Source organism: Lachnotalea sp. AF33-28, assembly GCF_003477885.1.
Classification (GTDB): domain Bacteria; phylum Bacillota; class Clostridia; order Lachnospirales; family Lachnospiraceae; genus AF33-28.
This window is the reverse complement of record NZ_QUEE01000007.1, coordinates 74,860-94,448: the sequence shown is the minus strand read 5'-3', so window position 1 is coordinate 94,448 and position 19,589 is coordinate 74,860. Positions and strand designations below refer to the sequence as shown.

The window sequence follows — 19,589 nt, the reverse complement described above, 5'->3', positions numbered from 1 at the left end:
TGTATGACCGAAAAGGAACTGTTGGCGGCAAGGCAGAGCATCGTGCAGAAGCTGACGCAAGCAAGACTGGAAAAAGGATTGTCGCAGGAGCAGCTTGCAAAGCGCATCGGAACCCAGCGTTCCAACATCTGCCGCATCGAAAAAGGAACACAAAATCTCTCCCTTGACCTGATGATCAAGATCGCAGAAGCGCTTGACAAGGATGTGTCCGTAATGCTTGAGGAAAGGAGCAGCACAATGGAAAAAGTATATAGCCTGCGCCTTTATGATGAAACCCTGCTGACCTTCACGCTGGAGGAAAGAGGCTTGGAGGGCTTGCAGGCGACAATTCTTCACACCGAAACGGCAAAGCAAAAGCTGTTTCCCCTCGACTTGGAGCTGACAAACGAGGGCGTTGTGAAGTGGCTGGAACGACGGGTGATTCCGAAGAACCGGCAGTTTGTAGATGAAATCTTAAAGACGCTGGGGCTGAGCGTAAACAACACGAAGGGCATCATTGATGTCTGTATGGGGCTGTCCCTCAACGACAGCTATTGGGTCGTCCCCGCCGACTTTGACGGCAAATATGCCGATTATAACCTCTACGAAAACCGCTTCTCCGAAGCGCTGTCGCTGGTGGCTTATACCGGCGTGGGCGGCAGTCGGGAGGCATTCTCCACCTCGCCGGAGCTGACCACCAACGGTATGCTGCGGAAGGCTTGGAGGTTCGTGGAGGGTGACGGCATCTATCTGTATAAGGGCGGCACGGAAGGTGCTGCGAACACCGGAAACGAGCCGTACAGCGAGTATTATGCCTGTCAGATCGCAGACAAAATGGGCATCGGCTGCGTACAGTATGACTTGGAAAACTGGAAAGGTATCCTTGCTTCCAAGTGCCGGCTGTTCACGGATATTGATACCTCTTTCGTCCCCGTCGGGCGTATTCTCCGCAAGACGACGCTGAAAGCCTGCCTTGATTATTACAAGACCTTGGGCGACGAGTTCTACGAGCAGCTTTGCAGTATGCTGGTTTTCGATGCCCTGATTTACAATGAGGACAGACACTTCGGCAACTTCGGCTTGCAGCGGAACAATCACACGGGCGAAATTATCGCCCCTGCGCCCATCTTCGATAACGGCTTGTCGCTGTTCAACTATGCAATGCCGGATGATTTCAAGAACCTGAGTGCGTATGCAAAGACCCGTTCCAATCCCTACCGCATTTCCTATGAGGATGTATGTAAAGAGGTAATGGGGGCAAAGCAGAAAGCGCAGCTGCGGCGAATGGTGGACTTCAAGTTCACCCGTCATCCGTCCCTCAATTTGCCGGAGCAGCGGCTGACAGCCATTGAAAAACAGCTTGGAGAGCGTACAAGAGAGCTGCTCTCCATTCCGGTTCAGAGAAGTACAAAGCGCAAAAACGAGCCGGAAAGATAATCCGTCTACGGTATTGGAGCAACCCCATACCGTAGATACATACTTGGAACTTGACGGTAGAAAAAGTCACAATATCGTCGTATAATATGCTTAAATCAGAATGACAAATCGGAATTTGACGAGGTTATGCAAAATGAAACTAGAGGGATATGTAACAGACAAAAACAACGCACCTATTGCAAATGCTCTTATTGAACTAAAAGGAGAGAACTTCGTCACTCTCTTTAGTACGGAAAGCAAGGAAGATGGCTATTATATGCTTGATATACCGAAGGGTCAATACCCTTTTTTAACAGCGGTAAAAGACTATGGAGCAAACTATTTAGAATACTGGTGCCAGAATATTTCTCTTCAAGCTGATATGTCTTTGAATGTTAGTTTTGATAAATTAGAGATATACGGATTGCATGTATTTTCTGTCAAAGGTGCGGGTAATAGCCTGATGGTATATTTTAGACCTATGAGTTTACCTAAATTCCAACAGGGCATGCAGGATATCGCCCCCGATGACATTGTTATCAAAGCCACTATCGATAATCAAGAAATGCGCGTTATCAACACAAATATGGTTAAGGAATTTGCGGGCGGTCGTGAATTGACTGCATATCTTATCCAAGTTGAAACAAACGAAAGCAATATTCCGTGGCATAAGTTTGATTTGAAAATTACAGATGCTGATAATCATTATGGTGCAGCAACGATTTACAAAAACGAAGTAAACAGTTAAACAAATTCCAGTTTGTCGAACTGAATATAAGGATGATCCGTCTGCGGTATTGGAGCAACCCCATACCGCAGATACTTATCAGCCGCCCATACATACCGGTATGAGATTCCCGTGAAAAATACCACCTATGTTCTTAAAACAACCACCTATCGAGAATCGGTAGAAATCGGTTCTTGATTTTCCTATACTGTAACCGTAGCGAGGAGGTGAACCGATGCAAATTGAAATCAAGATAGACGAAAAATGCAAAGAGCCAAAAATCATCGTGATGACGGACAAAATGACTGATGAAGTCAATGCAATCATAAAAAGATTGTCAGATGAGCAACCGCAGGTCATTGCCGGATTCAGGGACGATGTTGTCGAGGTTCTGGAACCGTCTGAAATCTACCGTGTTTTTGCCGAATCAGGTAAGGTGTTTGCCGAGACGAATCACGGCGAGTATGCGCTCCGCCTGAGGCTATACGAGGCGGAGCAACGGCTTGACAGCAAGACTTTTGTCCGAATATCAAACTCGGATATTATCAATCTGAAAAAGGTCAAGAGCTTTGATTTGAGCTTTGTCGGGACAATTTGCATTACGCTTTCAAACGGTACGGTTACTTATGTTTCACGGCGATCCGTCGCCAAAATCAAACAACTGTTAGGAATGTGAGGTGGCAGAAATGAAGAAAAAACTGATTGGACGAGGAATAATTGGTTTCCCTGTTGGCATTGCAATCGGATATGTCATTACGGTGATTATCTCAATCTGTATTGGGGATGGCTTCTTCCATCCGGTCAATCCAGAGCTTGTGAATAAAATGGGGAGCGAATTAAATGCGATTCTCATTCAAACCGGTCTGAGCGGAATAATGGGCACAGGCTTTGCAATGGCTTCGGTTATTTGGGAAATTGATTCGTGGAGTCTTGCAAAGCAAAGCGGGTTTTATTTTGCAATTGCTTGCGTGATTATGTTCCCTATCTCTTATTTTGCCAACTGGATGCCCCATTCGACCGCTGGAATTCTGTCTTATGTAGGCATATTCGTAGCGATCTTCCTCGCTGCTTGGGTAACTCAGTATTCTGTGTGGAAAAGGAAGATTAAGAAAATGAACGAAGGCATTAAAGATAATAACGATATGAATTGATCCCGCCGCTTTGCATCCTGCGCTTTGCTTTAACAACAGAATAAACCATATACATAGCCGCTTGGTTTTCAAAAGAAATCAGGCGGCTATTTCTATTTTGAAGGAGGTGTTCGCTATGAACGAAACAAACTACAACCAATTGCTTTACGAAAAAATGAAAGCAGAGCAGGACAAATTCCGGGGCTGGCTCCTGACAAAAAGCCCGCCCGAAATCCTGAACCACACCTACGAATACACGATGCGGGAGGACATCGTGATGTGTATGGAGGAGCTGGAGCTTGAGCCGGAAAAGGCAAAGGCGTTGCTTCGTTCTCCTTGTCCTCTCAGTGATGTGTATAAGGAGTTCAGGGATAGAGAAACCGAGCATATGGATACCATCCGGGACTCCATCGAAACGGAAGCGGATAAGAGCTTGCAACGGCAGGAGAAAAAACAGCAACGGGAAAGCAGGTGATTTTATGCCGTATATCTCACTGGAGGTGGTGGAACAGGCACGGCAAATTGACCTGCTGACCTATCTGCAAAGCTGTGAGCCGCAGGAGCTTGTCCGCATTTCCGGCAACAACTATACCACCCGCACCCACGACAGTTTGAAGATTTCCAACGGCAAGTGGATGTGGTGGTCACAGCGCATCGGCGGTTACAATGCCCTTGACTATCTTGTAAAAGTCAAGGGCTATTCTTTTGCAGAAGCAGTTGAAACACTGATGGGAAAGGCGGCGGTGATGCCGTCGGTGACGGTCAAACCCAAGCAGAAAACGGAGCCGAAGATCTTGTTTCTGCCGGATAAAAGTGCTTCCACAGAAAGAATTACAGAGTATCTTTTCGGCAGGGGCATCGACTATGCCATCATTCAATACTGCATTGACAAGGGGCTGATCTTCGAGAGCCTGCCATACCACAACCTTGTGTGCGTTGGCTTTGATGAGAAGAATATCCCTCGCTATGCGTCCTACCGGGCGACCAATGATCGCCGAGTTTTAGGTGACTGCTCCGGTAGCGACAAGCACTATTCTTTTCGGATCGCAGACAGCGACAGCGGCACGGTGCATCTCTTTGAGTGTGCCATTGACCTGCTTTCCTTTGCGACACTTGAAAGGATGGCAGGCAGGAATTGGCGTAAAGACGACCTTGTTTCCCTCGCCGGTGTGTATCTGCCCAAGGAGAAAATCGAGGACAGTACCACGCCTGCGGCTCTTGTGAAGTTCCTTGACGGGAAGCCGCAGATTAAGAAAATCTTCCTGCACTTCGACAACGACAATGCCGGAAGGAAAGCCAGCCTTGCACTGAAAACCATATTGCCGAGCAAGTATGAAGTCATTGACAGCCCTCCGCCCTGCGGCAAGGACTACAATGACTTTCTTTGTTTCCAGCTCGGTATCCACCACAATAAAACCAAAGAAAGGACGAATGAACGATGACTGAGTTTAGCATTTATCAGATCAATGTGGACAGGGATACCGCCAATGTATGCTTCATCGGAATGGAATCCCTCGAAAGAATCAAAGGCACTAAGGAAGTCAACGCAGCCGCTTACGACAGAGTTTATGACGGCAAAATGGACTGCATCTCCCTCGAAAACATCTATCAGAAGTTCAATGTTGACCATCCTGCCGACTACAAGGGACGCTCTCTTTCTGTATCGGATGTAGTCGAAATCAGGGAAAGTGATACCGTGAATCCCGGCTTCTACTTCGTGGACAGTATCGGGTTCAAATCGATTTCTTTCGACAAATCGCTCTGCAAGGAGCCGACGCAAGCGCACGAAACCAGGATTTCCGTCCTGCTCGTGGAGCCGAACAAGTACCCCAAGATGATCGAGATCGACGACACCTTGGAAGCTATGCAGGAGGTGGTCGGCGGCGACATCGAGGAATATATGCCCTTTGAGGATGAGGTCGCCATCGTCTGCAACGAGGAGGGCAAGCTAATCGGGCTGCCGCCCAACCGCGCTGTCTATGCGGAGCCGGAAACGGCGGAGCTGACCTATTCCGAGCTGGCAGACCGCTTCCGAAACGCAGAGAGCGAGGGCAAAAAGCACCTGACCGGCTATATTGTTTTCTCTCAGGAGAGCTTCAACAAGCCCTACGATGAGAAGTCGAGAACCTATGCGGTAAGTTCCGACAACAAGGCATTCAAAGCCGGACTGGGCGGCTATTCCATCTACGGCTCCTGCCTTGACGGGTCAGACCCCTGCGTTCGGCTGGACGGCTATATGCGTGGCGAGAACGCTTGGAAAATTGAAAAGTGCTATCTGAAAGAGGATTCCCGTGAGATGCTCGACATCATCTGCGGGAAGTTTTTCATTACCTATGCTCCCTTTGAAGCAGAGAGGTTCCAGTCTCTCCCGCCTGACCTTGCGGAGAAATACCGTGAGAAATTCAAATACCCCGAACGCTTTGCAAGAGTCAACGACAAGATCGTAGCCGTACCGTTTAAGCCCGCAAAAGCGGACAGAGAACGGTAACTTTGGGGAGAACGGGGTTCCCCCAAGCGACCTGTATCATCTTAACGAGCAGTGCCTTTTTACTCCGTTTTTTCAAAACGCCGCAAAAAGTCCTCGTTAGGGGAACCCCTAATACCCCCTGCAAGAAAGGATGAACCTATGCACGAATTACTTTTCTTTATGATCGGCTTTATGCTCGGCGGCATCATCGCGCTCCTTGCGATGTGCCTTGTGCGGATGATCCGCAGCAGCGACACACAAATAAGCAGAAGGGACGGTGATGACAAATGAAGCGGACGGTCAAAAAGCAGTTTTGGCTCTCCCGTGACGAAGCGCAGGAGTTGCAGAAGAAAGCCAAGCGCACCTGCCTGTCCGAGGCGGCGCTGTTCCGCCTTTTGGTGCGCGGCTTTGAGCCGAAGGAAAAGCCGGACGACCGGTTCTACGATGTGATGCGGCAGCTCTCCGCCATCGGCAACAACCTGCACCAGCTCACGGTCAAGGCGAACGCCATCGGCTTCCTCGATATGCAGAAGCTGAACACCGAAGCTGAGCGCTGGCACAGCTTTCAGGCGGATGTGGAGCGGCAGTTCCTCCGTCCCGAAAAGAGCGACCTCAAATGGCAGTAAGCAAGCTCTGGCCGGTCACGGTTCGCCTTGCGACCGTGCTCGACTATGCCGCTAACCCGGAGAAAACCACCAAAGCAAAATCCAAGTACAGCAACGCCGACTATCAGGCACTGCGGGATGTGGTCAACTATGTGAAGGACGGCAAAAAAACTGAGCAGGAGCTGTTCTGTCAGGGCATCAACTGTAACCCGTCAACTGCCCGTGAGCAGTTCGTCACCGTCAAGGAGCAGTTCGACAAGCCGGATGGCATTCAAGCCTACCACGGCTACCTAAGCTTCAAGGAAACCGACATCACGCCGGAGCTGGCGCAGCATATTGGGATGGAGTTTGCCAATTCCGTTTGGGGCAAACGGCATCAGGTGCTTGTCACGACCCACTTGAACACCGAGCATCTGCACTGCCACTTCGTCATCAACTCCGTGTCCTTTGTGGACGGCAAACGCTGCCGGGAAACCTCGTGGTTCAAGTTCTACAAGGAAGCCGACCGTATCTGCGAGAAGTACGGGATCAGCACCATCAAGGAGCCGGAGCGTTACCCCGACGCAAAGCACCTGACGATGAAGGACAAGGCCGGTATGCCTACAAGGTACAATCTCGCCCGTTCCGCACTTGACGAAGCCATCGCCATGAGCCACAACCTCAAGCAGCTTGAATACCGCCTGTCCGAGATGGGCTATGCCTTCGGCTGCAACCCGAAGCGGAAATACTGGACGATCAAGGGTAAGGGCGACGAGCGCCCCATCCGGCTCTACCGGCTCGGCGACGAGTACACCAAGGAGCGAATTACCCGGCGGCTCATTGAAAACCGGGACAGCATCGACTTCGAGCCGTTCCAGCCCAAGACCTGCCGACCGAAGCAATACCGGCTCACAAACCGGAGCGACAGAATTGCCAAGGCGGGCGGTCTGTACGGGCTGTACCTCTACTACTGCTACCGGCTCGGCTATCTGCCGAAGTACAGGGCAGGACAACAGAACAACGCAAGAGTTCACTACCTTTTCAAAGAGGATTTGATGAAGATAGACGAACTCACCAAACAGGTCACGCTGCTCGGAAAGCACCACATCGGTACAGACGAGCAGCTTTTTTCATACAAGCGCTCGGTGGAGGAACAGATCAAGACCCTGACTGCCGACAGAACGCATCTCCGAAATGAAATACGAAAAGTGAACAGAACAGATGCAGAGCTGTCACAGGCAAGGGCGAGCATCTCGGCTCTCTCCGAGAAGCTGAAAGAACTCCGCAGGGAGGTCAAACTCTGCGAGGACATTGCCGTCCGCTCCAAGGTCATCGAGGAAAAGGTCGGCGCAGTCCGTGCAGAGGAAGAAAAATCAAAACGAAAGGAGAACCGCAACTATGAACAACGGCGGTGATGCGGCGGAACAGATCGTCAGGCTTTCGCTTGAAGGCTTTGAGGTCGCCGCAAAACTCACAGGCTCGGCGGCAAAGAATGTCGCCCTGCTGCTGGTGTCCGTGCTGAAGCAGGAACAGCAGACCAAAGGTAAGGCACGGCTCACCAATATGATCCGGTCGGGAAAGGAACTCAAGGTCTTTTCTCTGCCGCAGAAGGACATTCAGAAGTTTACCGAGCAGGCAAAACGCTACGGCGTACTGTATTGCCTGCTGCGGGACAAAAACACAAGGGTGGGCGATGCACCGGTGGATATTATCGCCCGTGCCGAGGACGCTTCCAAAATCCAGCGGATCTGCGACCGCTTTGAACTCGGCAAGATCGACAAGGCGGGGGTCGTTTCCCAAGCGGAAAAGGACAAGGCAGACCGGGACGCCGTGGCAAAGGAAGTGCCTACCAAGACAAGGGGCGAGATCATCGTGGAGCAGGCAATGGGCGACCCCGTACAGAAAGAGGGGCAAGCCCACCAAAACCCTACGGTCGCAAAGACGGAAAAAAGCCCTCCGTCCGAGCGAAGCTCAACGATTGGAGGTTCAAATGCTGACCGGGGTACAGCAAAGCAGGCAGACAAAAAGCCTTCCGTGCGGGAAAAGCTGGAACGCTACAAGGCTGCTGTAAAGGCTGATAAGGAAGCAGACCGCACCGAGCCTTCGATTGCCAAAGAAAGACCGAAAGCACCCGAACCGTCCCGACAGACGGTTCACCGTCAACCGGAAAGAACCAAAAAACCGAAAGAGAGGTAATCAACTGTGACCAACAATTTCAATCCCAAGAAGTCCGGCGCTGCGGAAAGACCGCAGCTTTCTCCGGAGGAATATGTCGCCAAGAAAAAGGCGGAGAAGGATGCCGTGTATCAGATGATCGACGATGCGGCGACCGAGATCGTCAATGCCCCTGAAAAGTTCCGGGGCTATCTGGACACACAGGCACGAATGGATCGCTACTCTGCCGCCAACGCTCTGCTCATTTATAAGCAGCAGCCGCAGGCGACTCAGCTCAAGGATTTTCGTGACTGGCAGGAGGACGGCGTGAAGGTCAACAAGGGTGCTAAGAGTCTGTCCATCCTCGAACCCGTGGAGTACACCAAGAACGATGGCTCTACCGGTATTGCCTACAATGTTAAGAAGGTGTTCGATGTGGCACAGACCAGCGGCAAGAAGCCTGCTGCACCCACCCTTGACCGTGACCCCCGAAAACTTGTGGCGATTATGCTTGATACGGCTCCCATTGATGTGAGCACCGTGGAGGAGCTGCCTTCTCCCAATATGGGAGCGTTCTATAAGAACGAGGATCAGACCCTTTATATCAAGCGGGACATTGGGGACAGCGTTGTACTCTGCCAGTGCGTGGCACAGGAGCTTGGACACGCTCAGCTTGCAATGAACTGCGAAGCATACAGCCGCAGAGATATGGGCTTCTCTGCCGTTTGCGTCGGTTATATGCTCTGCCGCAAGTTCGGAGTGGATGTGAAGAACTTCGCCATTGACCGCATCCCGGAAGAACTGGCGGGCAAGTCCCCCAAGGAAATTCGTGCGGAGCTTTCCAAGACCCGTTCTGCGATGAGCGAGATCGGCTCCCGTGTGTCGGAGGAAATCTACCGCCGCCGTGCAGAGAGAAGCAAGGAACAGGAAAGATGAGGTGCATCAGATGAAAGAGGAACGCTATCACGTCGCCTTGGACGATTACGAACACGGGATTATCATCCGCTCCCTGAACGACACCAAGACCGAGCTGAAAAACAGAGGCAAGACCACCGACGCAGTGGACGACCTCATCATCAAGTTCGGCTATGCCCCAAAGAAAAAGTTCAAGGTGGTTGAGAGAAAGGACTGCTCCTGCCGTGAATCAAGGTAACGACCGGCGGGCGGCGGTCATCCTCTCCCTTATCGGTATCATTCCCGTGGTATGGCTCGGACTTCTCATCGCTCCGTCCGTCAAGGGCGGGTTGCCGGAGATATTGACGAGCCTGATGAACGCGATGAACGACCCGTTCCATATCGAGCTTTGCGAGGACAGTGTAAAAGCTGTCCTCGTTTTGCTTCTCTGCTACGGAATGGGCGTCGGCACCTACTTCTCCACACGCAGAAACTACCGCAGGCGGGAGGAACACGGCTCGGCAAAATGGGGCAGCGCCAGTGCCGTGAACAAAAAGTACGCACAGCAGCCCAAGAGCGAAAACAAGCTGCTGACGCAGAATGTGGCAATCGGGCTGAACGCCAAGAAACACCGCCGAAACCTCAACACGCTGGTAATCGGCGGTTCGGGTGCCGGCAAGACGAGGTTTTTCTGCAAGCCGAATCTGATGCAGTGCTGCCGCAATTCCTATTTCGTGCTTGACCCCAAAGGGGAGATCGTTCGAGATGTGGGCGAGCTGCTGTCACAGAAAGAGTATGAAGTCCGGGTGCTTGACCTGATCTCTATGGAAAAGAGCCATTGCTACAATCCCTTCGTCTATCTGCAAAGCGACAACGACATCCAACGGCTTGTCACCAATCTGTTCAAGGCGACCACGCCGAAGGGCAGTCAATCCAATGATCCCTTTTGGGACACCTCGGCTTCCATGCTGCTGTCGGCGCTGGTTTACTACCTTCACTATGAAGCGCCGGAGGACGAGCAGAACTTTGCAATGGTCATGGAGATGCTCCGTGCCGGCGCAATCGAAAACGAGGAGGATTCCAGACCAACGCCGCTGGATTACCTGTTTGCCGACTTGGAGATGGACAGGCCCGACCATATTGCCTTGAAGTATTATCGCTCCTATCACGCAGGCTCGGCTAAGACACTCAAGAGTATTCAGATCACCCTTGCCGCAAGGCTTGAAAAGTTCAACTTGGAGAGTTTGGCGGCACTGACCTGTACCGACGAGCTTGACCTTGCTTCTATGGGCGAAAAGAAAGTGGCACTGTTCGCTATTATCCCGGACAACGATTCGAGCTTCAATTTCTTGGTCAGCATCCTTTATACCCAGCTATTTCAGCAGCTTTTCTTTTCCGCTGACCATATTCACGGCGGCGCATTGCCGATTCCCGTTCACTTTCTGATGGATGAGTTTGCCAATGTCAGTCTGCCGGATGACTTTGACAAGATACTGTCCGTTATGCGCTCCCGTGGCGTGTCGGTCAGTATCATCTTGCAGAACTTGGCGCAGTTAAAAGCCCTGTTTGAAAAGCAATGGGAGTCCATCGTCGGCAACTGCGACGAGTTTCTGTATCTCGGCGGCAATGAGCAAAGTACCCACAAGTATGTGTCGGAGCTGCTGGGCAAATCGACCATCGACACCAACACCTACGGCAAAAGCTCAGGACGCAGTGGCAATTACAGCACCAACTACCAAATCAGCGGCAGAGAGCTTCTCACGCCCGACGAGGTGCGTATGCTGGACAACCAATACGCCATCCTTTTTATCCGTGGCGAGCGTCCGGTGCTTGATTTCAAGTACGACATCCTGAAGCATCCGAATGTGGCGTTGACCGCAGACGGGAAAGCCGGCGTTTATCAGCACGGTGCTGTCAGGAGCGACATTGCGACCATCGAGGTCACATACCTCGATTCCAAAACCCTGCCCGACACGGAAGTGCCGGAAACCGATTATGTGTTACTGTCCGATGAGGACTTTGACGAAAACCAATCTTCAAAATAACGGAGGAAACGAATATGAACATCTTTAAGAAAGACACCGAAAAGCATACCAACAAGCTCCCTATGACCGGCAAGGTCAGAAAGGGCTTCCGCATCTACTGCACCGCCATTATGGGCGCTGCGCTCATTCTCGGCACCTCGGTCACGGCATTCGCTGCCGGCGACCCCATCACCGTCGTCAACAACCTGTCCAGCTTCATCTTCGGGCTGATTCGAGCCATCGGTCTTATCCTGCTGGGCTTCGGCGTGGTGCAGGTCGGCTTGTCCCTCAAGTCCCACGACCCGTCCCAGCGAGCCAACGGCTTTCTGACCCTTGCGGGCGGCGTCATCATCACCTTTGCTAAGGAGATCCTCGACCTGATCGTCGGCTGAGCAAACCCACCGAGGGGCGTTCCCGGACTTTCGGGGACGCCCCGATTCTATGAAAGGAGGTGCTTTTCGTGAGCGACAACTGGGTCGTACAGAACCTTGAAAACGCATTGGAAACCTGGAATGAAAAATTAGCTGAGATCTGGCAGCTCATCACGACAACGCCGCAGGACTTCAAGGGCGGCGGGATTTGGAGCGTGATCGTCAATATCAATGGTGCGGTGCAGGCAATCGGGCTTGCCCTGCTTGTGCTGTTCTTCGTTGTGGGCGTGGTAAAGACCTGCGGCTCGTTTACGGAGGTCAAGAAGCCGGAACACGCCCTGAAGCTCTTTATACGCTTTGCCATTGCCAAAGGAGCCATCACCTACGGTATGGAACTGATGCTCGCCCTGTTCAACATCGTGCAGGGGACGATCTCTACCATTATGAGTTCGGCGGGCTTTTCTTCGCCGCAACAGACAACGCTACCGGCTGAAATGATCACCACCATCGAGGACTGCGGCTTCTTTGAATCAATCCCACTATGGGCGGTGACGCTCATCGGTGGGCTGTTTATCACCGTGATGTCCTTCATCCTCATTATGACCGTGTACGGGCGCTTCTTTAAGCTGTATATGTATACGGCGCTTGCGCCCATCCCCCTGTCTACCTTTGCCGGTGAGCCTTCGCAGAATGTGGGCAAATCCTTCATCAAAAGCTACTGTGCTGTTTGCTTGGAGGGCGCAGTCATTGTGTTGTCCTGCATCATCTTCTCCCTGTTTGCATCCTCGCCGCCCGTGGTCAATCCCGATGCAGCGGCGGTAACGCAGGTGTGGAGCTATGTGGGAGAGTTGCTCTTTAATATGCTCGTCCTCGTAGGCGCAGTCAAGATGAGCGACCGCATTATCCGTGAGATGATGGGGCTGTAAGGAGTGTGCAATGAAACGAAACACAAAAATCTATTCACCCTTCAAGGGATACACCCTTGAGGACTGCGATTGCAGATACTGTCTTTACTACGGCGGCAAACGCAGGCGGAGGGTTCTCTGCCTTGCCGATGTGTGCGTCTGCAAAAGTGAAATTGAGGAAGCACGCCGCCGGGAAAGGAAAAGACGATGAACCAAGACGAATTGCAAAACACCGTCCTGTGCGGCGATGCACTGGAGATGCTGAAAAGGCTTCCTGACGAGTGCGTACAGATGTGCGTCACCAGCCCTCCCTACTACGGGCTTCGTGACTACGGTGCCGAGGGACAGATCGGCTGTGAACAAACGCCGTTTGAATATATAGACCGCCTGACCGAAATCTTCCGTGAGGTGCGCCGTGTGCTGAAAAGCAACGGGACACTTTGGCTGAACATTGCCGACAGCTACGCCGGAAGCGGCAAGGGCGTTTGGAGCAAAAGCCTTGCCGAACGCCCCAAAAGCAAACAGACCTACCACAGCCTCAATACCGATGAGAACGCCGCACTCCCAAAGAAATGGGACGGCATTAAGGAAAAGGATATGATCGGTATCCCGTGGCAGCTTGCCTTTGCACTTCGTGCGGACGGTTGGTATCTGCGGAGTGATATTATCTGGCAGAAGCCTAACTGCCTGCCGGAGGCTGTGAAGGACAGGCCGACCAAATCCTATGAGCATATCTTCCTGCTCTCCAAATCGCCCCACTACTATTACGATGCTGCGGCGATCTCCGAGCCGGTCGCACAGGTCACGGTGGAGCGCAACAAGCGGGCGGTCAGCGATAGGACGAAATACGCAAAGGGCGTCGGCGGCGCAAAGCAGCAGGCGCTCTTTCTGCCCCGTTCCCACAGCGATATGCCGACAAAGCGCAACAAGCGGGATGTGTGGAGCGTCAGCACCAATTCCCACAGGGGTTACGGACACTTCGCCATGTACCCCGAACGGCTGATCGAGCCGTGCATTTTGGCAGGCTCGCCGGAGCAGGGGCTTGTCCTTGACCCGTTCTTCGGCAGCGGCACGACGGGAGCCGTGTGCAAGCGTCTCTCCCGCCGCTATCTCGGCATCGAGCTGAACCCCGAATACTGCGAGACAGCAAAAACAAGAATCCAACAGACGAAGGAGGAACTGTATCTTGGAAGTAAAAATCAACCGTGAAATACGCAACTACACGGAAGCGATGTTCTTTGGACTGTCCCTCAGACAGTTCATTTTTTCTGTCCTTGCCTGCGGCGTTGCGGTGGGCGTGTATTTTCTGCTCAAGCCCCATTTCGGCACGGAAACGGTATCGTGGATGTGCATTTTAGCCGCCGCACCCTTTGCGGCGCTGGGTTTTATTAAGTACAACGGAATGACCGCAGAGAAGTTCGTGTGGGCGTGGATCAAATCGGAGTTTCTGATGCCGAAAAAGCTCGTATTCCGTTCCACCAACACCTATTTTGAGCTGATGAGGCCCGGTATGGAACTCAAGAAGAAGGAGGTATTGAAAGCCAATGATTAAAACACTGAATATCCTGCTCAAGCAGGACAAGGAACGCTTCGTCGTACCCAAGGGCGTACAGGATGTCATTCCCGTCAAAGCGATTTACGATGACGGTATCTTTCAGGTGGGCAGGGACAAGTTCACCAGATCCTTCAAGTTCACCGACATCAACTATGCCGTCGCCAGCCGTGAGGACAAGGAGGCGATGTTCCTCGAATACTCCGAGCTGCTCAATTCTCTTGACAGCGGGGCGACCACCAAGATCACCATCAACAACCGCCGTCTGAACCGGCTGGACTTTGAGAAGACCATCCTTATGCCCCTCAAGGGCGACGCCCTCGACGAGTACCGGGAGGAATACAACAAAATGCTCCTTGAGAGAGCGACGGGCGCAAACGCCTATACGCAGGAGAAGTATATTACCATCTCCGTGAACAAGAAGAATGTGGAGGAAGCAAGAAGCTATTTTGCCCGTGTGGGCGCAGACCTGATCGCCCACTTCGGCAGGCTTGGCAGCAAGTGCGTGGAGATGGAAACCGACGAACGCCTCCGCATTTTCCATGACTTCTACCGTGCGGGCGAGGAAACCAGCTTCCGCTTTGATATGAAGGAAACCCGCAAAAAGGGACACGACTTCAAGGACTTCATCTGCCCCGACTCGATGGAATTTGAAAAGGACTATTTCAAGATCGGGGAACGCTACGGCAGGGTGCTGTTCCTGCGTGAGTATGCGTCGTATATCAAGGACGCTATGGTGGCGGAGCTGACCGACCTCAACCGCAACCTGATGCTGTCCATTGATGTAGTTCCCGTCCCCACCGATGAAGCCGTCCGGGAAGCGGAGAACCGTCTGCTGGGCGTGGAAACCAATGTGACCAACTGGCAGCGCAGACAGAACTCCAACAACAACTTCTCCGCACAGGTTCCCTATGACCTTGAACAGCAGCGCAAGGAGATGAAGGAGTTTCTCGATGACCTGACCACCCGTGACCAGCGTATGATGTTCGCCGTCCTTACGATGGTACACACGGCGGACAGCAAGGAGCAGCTTGACAGCGACACCGAAGCCCTGCTGACCACCGCAAGAAAGCACCTTTGCCAGTTCGGTGTGCTGAAGTTCCAGCAGCTTGACGGGCTGAATACGGTGATGCCCTTCGGCACTCGGAAGATCGACACCTTCCGCACCCTCACCACCGAGAGCCTTGCGGTGTTTATCCCATTCCGGGTGCAGGACATCTACCACGAAAACGGCATTTACTACGGGCAGAATGTCATTTCCAAGAATATGATCATTGCCGACCGCAGGCAGCTTCTCAACGGCAACGAGTTTATCCTCGGCGTGTCGGGCGGCGGCAAGTCCTTTGCCGCAAAGGGTGAGATCATCAATCAGATGCTCTCCGGCAATGCAGATATTATCATCATCGACCCCGAACGGGAGTATTCGCAGCTTGTAAAGGCAATGGGCGGCGAGATCATCAACATCTCCGCCACCTCTCCCACCCACATCAATGCGATGGATATGAACCGGGAGTACGGTGACGGTGCAAACCCCGTCATCCTGAAATCCGAGTTCATTATGTCCCTGTGTGAGCAGCTCATCGGCGGCAACAACCTTGGTGCAGTGCAGAAATCCATCATCGACCGCTGTACGGCAAGCGTCTACCGCACCTATCAGCAGAACGACTACAAGGGAGAGGTTCCCACCTTGCAGGACTTCCGGGCGGAGCTGCTCAAACAATCCGAGCCGGAGGCGCAGGAGATCGCCCTTGCCATCGAGCTGTTTACCAACGGCTCTTTGAACACCTTTGCCAAGCACACCAATGTGGATACCGACAACCGACTCATCTGCTACGACATCCTTGACCTCGGCAAGCAGCTTATGCCCATCGGGATGCTGGTGGTGTTGGACTCCATCCTCAACCGCATTACACAGAATCGTGCAAAGGGCAAAAATACCTTCATCTTCATTGACGAAATCTATCTCCTGTTCCAGCACGAATACAGCGCCAACTTCCTGTTCACGCTTTGGAAGCGAGTGCGCAAGTACGGTGCTTATGCGTCCGGCATTACGCAGAATGTGGACGACCTCTTGCAGAGCCATACGGCGAGAACGATGCTGGCAAACTCCGAGTTCATCATTATGCTCAATCAGGCGTCCACCGACCGCATTGAGCTGGCAAAGCTCCTGAACATCTCGGACACCCAGCTTTCGTATATCACCAATGTGGACGCAGGACACGGACTCATCAAGGTCGGCTCCAGCCTTGTGCCGTTTGCCAACAAGTTCCCCAAAAACACAAAGCTCTACAAGCTGATGACCACCAAATTATCCGACATTGCGAATTGACAAAGCGGGCAACAAAGAAAGGAAATCCGATGAAAAAGACAATTTCAATTATTCTCATTGCGGTGTTTGCTGCCGTCCTCGGCGCAAGCACCTATTTTATTGTCCGTCACAACAAGGAAGCGGACAAGCAGGCGGAATTATATAGCAACCTTGCCTCCGTGGTGGAGGCCTCAGCGCAGACGGATGCCGAAGCGGAACCCACCGAGCCGATTCCGTATTCCGAGGAAAAGACGCTGCTGCCGGAGCTTGCCGAGCTGTTCGGACAGAACGGCGACTTGGTGGGCTGGATCAGCATTGCGGATACCAACATCAACTATCCCGTGATGCAGTCTGTAAACGAGCCGAACTTCTACCTGAAGCACGGCTTTGACAAGGAATACTCCGAGTACGGCTGTCCCTATGTGCAGGAGGACTGCGATGTGCAAAAGCCCTCTGACAACCTTGTTATCTACGGGCATCACATGAAAAACGGCTCTATGTTCGCCCATCTCGACAAATTCAAGAGCGAGAGCTTTTGGAGCGAGCATAAGACCATTGCTTTTAACACGCTGACGGACAGGCAGAAGTATGAGATCGTTGCCGTGTTCCGCACGGTGGTCTACACCGACAGCCCCGATGCGTTCAAGTATTACCGCTTCGTGGTTGCGGGAAATGCCAACGAGTTTGACAGCTTCATTGCCAAGTGCAAGGAGCTGTCCTTCTACGACACCGGTGTGACCGCAGCATACGGCGATAAACTCATTACCCTGTCCACCTGCGAGTACAGCCGCAACAACAGCCGCCTTGTGGTGGTGGCAAAGCGCATAACAGAGGGCGGTGATGCGGATGCTGCCCAGACTTACGCCGAAGCAGCGGCAGAGAGCCAACGCCCTGATTAAAAGGCTGTGTGCCAATTATGAGGGCGGCAACTGCCTTGCGCTGGATGACGGCGAGCCTTGCGTCTGTGTGCAGAGCATTTCCTATTCGCTGCTGTGCAAGTATTTCCGCAATGCCGTTCTGCCGGCAGAGCCGATGCTGGAGGCTAATATTCTCGGCACACGCCTTGACCGATGCGTGTCCTGCGGTGCGTCTATCCTCAAGAAAGGCAACCGCAAGAAATACTGCGACAGATGCGCCGTGAGAGCCTACAAAAAGCAGCAGGCAGAGTACGCCCACAGGAAACGGGCAGAGTCGAAAAATAGGGGCTGAAAAAGTCAGTCGTAGTAAGGCTTTTCAGCTCCCGCACTTTGAGGGGCAAGGGGTTGATACCTTTGCCCCTCTTATTCAATTCAGGGGCGTTATGGTGCGCCCCGGAAAGGAGGGAAAATGCCTAAAATCAAAACAAGAGATGTGGTGAAAGGCACGATCAAGAAGATAGACAAGGCGGCGATCGCCGCCGACCGGATGCGCTCCGCCTATGTGCAGACCAAGGAGAAGGCGGAACACGCCGCCCATCCCGAAGAACACAGCGCAGAGGAATATGCCTCCGACCGCATCGAGGGCGGCGTTGACCGCATAACTCACGAAGCGGCGCATCAGTTCGATAAGCAGGGACGCAAGGGGCTGGCGGAAACCAAGCGGAATGTATCCAAGGCAAAGGACGGCATCAGGCAGTTCAAAGAAAAGCGGGCGGCGGAATCGCTGAAAAGGCAGTCTGTCTGTGCTTCCGGTAATAAGACCATTAAGACGGTGGAGCAGACGGAAAAGACCGTCAAGCAATCCGCCCGTTCTGCCGGAAAGAAAACGGTCAAGACCGCAGGCAAAGGTACGGCGAAAGCGGCGCAGAAATCGGTCAAGACCACTAAGACCGCCATTAAAACCACCCGGCAGGCGGCAAAGACGGCACAGAAAACCGCACAGGCGACCGTGAAAGCCACACAGAAAGCGGCACAGGCCGCCAAAGCCGCAGCCAAGGCGACCGCCGCCGGTGTGAAGGCCGCTGTCAAAGCAACCGTTGCGGCGGTCAAGGCGATCATAGCGGCAGCAAAAGCATTGGTAGCGGCCATTGCCGCAGGCGGATGGGTCGCCGTTGTGGTTATCATTGTCATCTGCCTGATTGCGTTGATCTGCGGTTCTGTGTTTGGGATATTCTTCTCCGGTGAGGATTCCGGCACGGGACAGTCCATGCGGACAGCCGTGCAGGAGATCAACACGGAATACGACAACAGGCTGTTGGAGATACGAAACGGTACTTCCTATGATACACTTGAAATGTCGGGAAGCCGTGCCGTATGGAAGGAAGTCCTTGCGGTTTACTCGGTCAAGGTCAACACCGATCCCGACGAGCCGATGGAGGTTGCCACGATGGACGACACCAAAAAGCAGCTTCTCAAGGATATATTTTGGGAGATGAACAGCATATCGTCACGGACAGAAAGCAATTCTGAAACGGTCATCACCGAAACCGATGACGGTAACGGAAATATCGTGCAGACCGAAACCACCGAAACGAGAACGACACTGTATATAACGGTGTCGCATAAGACGGTGGAGGAAATGGCTGACCAATACGGCTTCAATGAAGAACAGCGAGAGTATCTTGCGGAGCTGCTGGAGGACAAGAACAACTCCCTTTGGGCGGCTGTCCTCTACGGCATCCGATACAGCGATGATCAGATCGTGACCGTTGCCTTGTCGCAGGTGGGCAATGTGGGCGGCGAGCCTTACTGGTCTTGGTACGGCTTCGGGAGCCGTGTGGAGTGGTGTGCCTGCTTCGTGAGCTGGTGCGCCAACGAGTGCGGCTATATTGAAACCGGCGTGATTCCGAAATTCGCAGGCTGCGTCAACGGTGTTCAATGGTTCAAAGACCGTGGGCAGTGGATCGACGGCTCTGCCGAGCCTGTTCCCGGTATGATTATCTTCTTTGATTGGGATAATAGAGGTTCGTCAGGTCCGCAGGACGGACTATCCGACCATGTAGGCATCGTACAAAAGGTAGAAAACGGCATCGTTTATACCGTGGAGGGCAACTCCGGCGATAGCTGCCGTGTCAATCAGTACAGCGTAGGGCATTATGAGGTGCTTGGGTACGGAGTGCCTCAGTATTAGCCTGCACGGTATTGCGCGAAAAGAGGGAAA

General features: G+C 52.7%; 21 protein-coding genes and 1 pseudogene. All 22 read left to right on the top strand.

Annotation, left to right across the window (positions count from 1 at the left end):
- Positions 1-3 precede the first annotated feature (3 nt).
- The 22 genes and pseudogenes from DWZ56_RS11305 to DWZ56_RS11200 all read left to right on the top strand — a co-directional run bounded on the left by DWZ56_RS11305 (position 4) and on the right by DWZ56_RS11200 (position 19,559).
- A complete protein-coding gene (locus DWZ56_RS11305) occupies positions 4-1,416 on the top strand; it encodes a helix-turn-helix domain-containing protein (protein WP_118556750.1) in 1,413 nt (470 codons plus the stop codon).
- A 133-nt stretch (positions 1,417-1,549) separates the two neighbouring features.
- A complete protein-coding gene (locus DWZ56_RS11300) occupies positions 1,550-2,143 on the top strand; it encodes a carboxypeptidase-like regulatory domain-containing protein (RefSeq protein WP_158584547.1) in 594 nt (197 codons plus the stop codon).
- Between the two features lie 214 nt (positions 2,144-2,357).
- Positions 2,358-2,798, top strand: coding sequence for a LytTR family DNA-binding domain-containing protein (locus DWZ56_RS11295; RefSeq protein WP_118556748.1), 441 nt, complete (start codon positions 2,358-2,360; stop codon positions 2,796-2,798).
- Positions 2,799-2,808: 10 nt separating this feature from the next.
- Positions 2,809-3,273, top strand: a complete 465-nt coding sequence (locus DWZ56_RS11290; RefSeq protein ID WP_118556747.1) for a DUF3021 domain-containing protein — start codon at positions 2,809-2,811, stop codon at positions 3,271-3,273.
- A 115-nt stretch (positions 3,274-3,388) separates the two neighbouring features.
- A pseudogene (locus DWZ56_RS11285) lies at positions 3,389-3,703 on the top strand (DUF3848 domain-containing protein); the annotation flags it as partial.
- Positions 3,704-3,731: 28 nt separating this feature from the next.
- Positions 3,732-4,694, top strand: coding sequence for a toprim domain-containing protein (locus DWZ56_RS11280; protein WP_118556745.1), 963 nt, complete (start codon positions 3,732-3,734; stop codon positions 4,692-4,694).
- On the top strand, positions 4,691-5,740 hold the full coding sequence (locus DWZ56_RS11275) for a DUF3846 domain-containing protein (RefSeq protein WP_118556744.1): 1,050 nt from the start codon (positions 4,691-4,693) through the stop codon (positions 5,738-5,740). The genes DWZ56_RS11280 and DWZ56_RS11275 overlap by 4 nt, the downstream gene beginning before the upstream one ends.
- A gap of 138 nt (positions 5,741-5,878) precedes the next feature.
- Positions 5,879-6,010, top strand: coding sequence for a DUF3789 domain-containing protein (locus DWZ56_RS23330; protein WP_279220288.1), 132 nt, complete (start codon positions 5,879-5,881; stop codon positions 6,008-6,010).
- The gene (locus DWZ56_RS11270; protein WP_118556743.1) at positions 6,007-6,345 is read left to right on the top strand and encodes a plasmid mobilization protein; all 339 of its coding nucleotides are present in this window, start codon (positions 6,007-6,009) and stop codon (positions 6,343-6,345) included. The genes DWZ56_RS23330 and DWZ56_RS11270 overlap by 4 nt, the downstream gene beginning before the upstream one ends.
- On the top strand, positions 6,336-7,718 hold the full coding sequence (locus DWZ56_RS11265; protein WP_118556742.1) for a relaxase/mobilization nuclease domain-containing protein: 1,383 nt from the start codon (positions 6,336-6,338) through the stop codon (positions 7,716-7,718). The genes DWZ56_RS11270 and DWZ56_RS11265 overlap by 10 nt, the downstream gene beginning before the upstream one ends.
- Complete coding sequence (locus tag DWZ56_RS11260; RefSeq protein ID WP_118556741.1) at positions 7,702-8,499, top strand: PcfB family protein; 798 nt, start codon at positions 7,702-7,704, stop codon at positions 8,497-8,499. The genes DWZ56_RS11265 and DWZ56_RS11260 overlap by 17 nt, the downstream gene beginning before the upstream one ends.
- Positions 8,500-8,505: 6 nt before the next feature.
- Positions 8,506-9,393: an ArdC-like ssDNA-binding domain-containing protein gene (locus DWZ56_RS11255; protein WP_118556740.1), complete on the top strand. Its 888-nt coding sequence runs from the start codon at positions 8,506-8,508 to the stop codon at positions 9,391-9,393.
- Entirely contained in the window at positions 9,362-9,610 is a 249-nt protein-coding gene (locus tag DWZ56_RS11250) for a hypothetical protein (protein WP_330424862.1), read from the top strand. Before DWZ56_RS11255 ends, DWZ56_RS11250 begins: the two co-directional genes overlap by 32 nt.
- Positions 9,597-11,396: a VirD4-like conjugal transfer protein, CD1115 family gene (locus tag DWZ56_RS11245; RefSeq protein ID WP_118556738.1), complete on the top strand. Its 1,800-nt coding sequence runs from the start codon at positions 9,597-9,599 to the stop codon at positions 11,394-11,396. The genes DWZ56_RS11250 and DWZ56_RS11245 overlap by 14 nt, the downstream gene beginning before the upstream one ends.
- A gap of 14 nt (positions 11,397-11,410) precedes the next feature.
- The gene (locus DWZ56_RS11240) at positions 11,411-11,767 is read left to right on the top strand and encodes a glutamyl-tRNA amidotransferase (RefSeq protein ID WP_118556737.1); all 357 of its coding nucleotides are present in this window, start codon (positions 11,411-11,413) and stop codon (positions 11,765-11,767) included.
- A gap of 68 nt (positions 11,768-11,835) precedes the next feature.
- Positions 11,836-12,672 carry a hypothetical protein gene (locus tag DWZ56_RS11235; protein ID WP_118556736.1) on the top strand — a complete coding sequence of 279 codons (837 nt, stop codon included), beginning with the start codon at positions 11,836-11,838 and terminating at the stop codon, positions 12,670-12,672.
- A 186-nt stretch (positions 12,673-12,858) separates the two neighbouring features.
- Positions 12,859-13,860: a DNA-methyltransferase gene (locus DWZ56_RS11225; RefSeq protein ID WP_118556734.1), complete on the top strand. Its 1,002-nt coding sequence runs from the start codon at positions 12,859-12,861 to the stop codon at positions 13,858-13,860.
- Positions 13,838-14,203 (top strand): PrgI family protein, encoded by a 366-nt coding sequence (locus tag DWZ56_RS11220; RefSeq protein ID WP_118556733.1) that lies wholly within the window; start codon positions 13,838-13,840, stop codon positions 14,201-14,203. The genes DWZ56_RS11225 and DWZ56_RS11220 overlap by 23 nt, the downstream gene beginning before the upstream one ends.
- Positions 14,196-16,532: a VirB4-like conjugal transfer ATPase, CD1110 family gene (locus DWZ56_RS11215; RefSeq protein ID WP_118556732.1), complete on the top strand. Its 2,337-nt coding sequence runs from the start codon at positions 14,196-14,198 to the stop codon at positions 16,530-16,532. Before DWZ56_RS11220 ends, DWZ56_RS11215 begins: the two co-directional genes overlap by 8 nt.
- Positions 16,533-16,561: 29 nt before the next feature.
- A complete protein-coding gene (locus tag DWZ56_RS11210; protein WP_118556731.1) occupies positions 16,562-17,410 on the top strand; it encodes a class B sortase in 849 nt (282 codons plus the stop codon).
- Positions 17,358-17,720, top strand: a complete 363-nt coding sequence (locus DWZ56_RS11205; RefSeq protein WP_243095200.1) for a cysteine-rich VLP domain-containing protein — start codon at positions 17,358-17,360, stop codon at positions 17,718-17,720. The genes DWZ56_RS11210 and DWZ56_RS11205 overlap by 53 nt, the downstream gene beginning before the upstream one ends.
- A gap of 117 nt (positions 17,721-17,837) precedes the next feature.
- Entirely contained in the window at positions 17,838-19,559 is a 1,722-nt protein-coding gene (locus tag DWZ56_RS11200; protein ID WP_118556729.1) for a CHAP domain-containing protein, read from the top strand.
- Positions 19,560-19,589 lie beyond the last annotated feature (30 nt).

Coding starts and splice junctions, on each gene's coding strand:
- DWZ56_RS11240 (WP_118556737.1), top strand. CDS start 11,411: ATGAACATCTTTAAGAAAGACACCGAAAAGCATACCAACAAGCTCCCT.
- DWZ56_RS11260 (WP_118556741.1), top strand. CDS start 7,702: ATGAACAACGGCGGTGATGCGGCGGAACAGATCGTCAGGCTTTCGCTT.
- DWZ56_RS11215 (WP_118556732.1), top strand. CDS start 14,196: ATGATTAAAACACTGAATATCCTGCTCAAGCAGGACAAGGAACGCTTC.
- DWZ56_RS11205 (WP_243095200.1), top strand. CDS start 17,358: ATGCTGCCCAGACTTACGCCGAAGCAGCGGCAGAGAGCCAACGCCCTG.
- DWZ56_RS11200 (WP_118556729.1), top strand. CDS start 17,838: ATGCCTAAAATCAAAACAAGAGATGTGGTGAAAGGCACGATCAAGAAG.
- DWZ56_RS11270 (WP_118556743.1), top strand. CDS start 6,007: ATGAAGCGGACGGTCAAAAAGCAGTTTTGGCTCTCCCGTGACGAAGCG.
- DWZ56_RS11280 (WP_118556745.1), top strand. CDS start 3,732: ATGCCGTATATCTCACTGGAGGTGGTGGAACAGGCACGGCAAATTGAC.
- DWZ56_RS11305 (WP_118556750.1), top strand. CDS start 4: ATGACCGAAAAGGAACTGTTGGCGGCAAGGCAGAGCATCGTGCAGAAG.
- DWZ56_RS11225 (WP_118556734.1), top strand. CDS start 12,859: ATGAACCAAGACGAATTGCAAAACACCGTCCTGTGCGGCGATGCACTG.
- DWZ56_RS11265 (WP_118556742.1), top strand. CDS start 6,336: ATGGCAGTAAGCAAGCTCTGGCCGGTCACGGTTCGCCTTGCGACCGTG.
- DWZ56_RS23330 (WP_279220288.1), top strand. CDS start 5,879: ATGCACGAATTACTTTTCTTTATGATCGGCTTTATGCTCGGCGGCATC.
- DWZ56_RS11275 (WP_118556744.1), top strand. CDS start 4,691: ATGACTGAGTTTAGCATTTATCAGATCAATGTGGACAGGGATACCGCC.
- DWZ56_RS11300 (WP_158584547.1), top strand. CDS start 1,550: ATGAAACTAGAGGGATATGTAACAGACAAAAACAACGCACCTATTGCA.
- DWZ56_RS11290 (WP_118556747.1), top strand. CDS start 2,809: ATGAAGAAAAAACTGATTGGACGAGGAATAATTGGTTTCCCTGTTGGC.
- DWZ56_RS11295 (WP_118556748.1), top strand. CDS start 2,358: ATGCAAATTGAAATCAAGATAGACGAAAAATGCAAAGAGCCAAAAATC.
- DWZ56_RS11210 (WP_118556731.1), top strand. CDS start 16,562: ATGAAAAAGACAATTTCAATTATTCTCATTGCGGTGTTTGCTGCCGTC.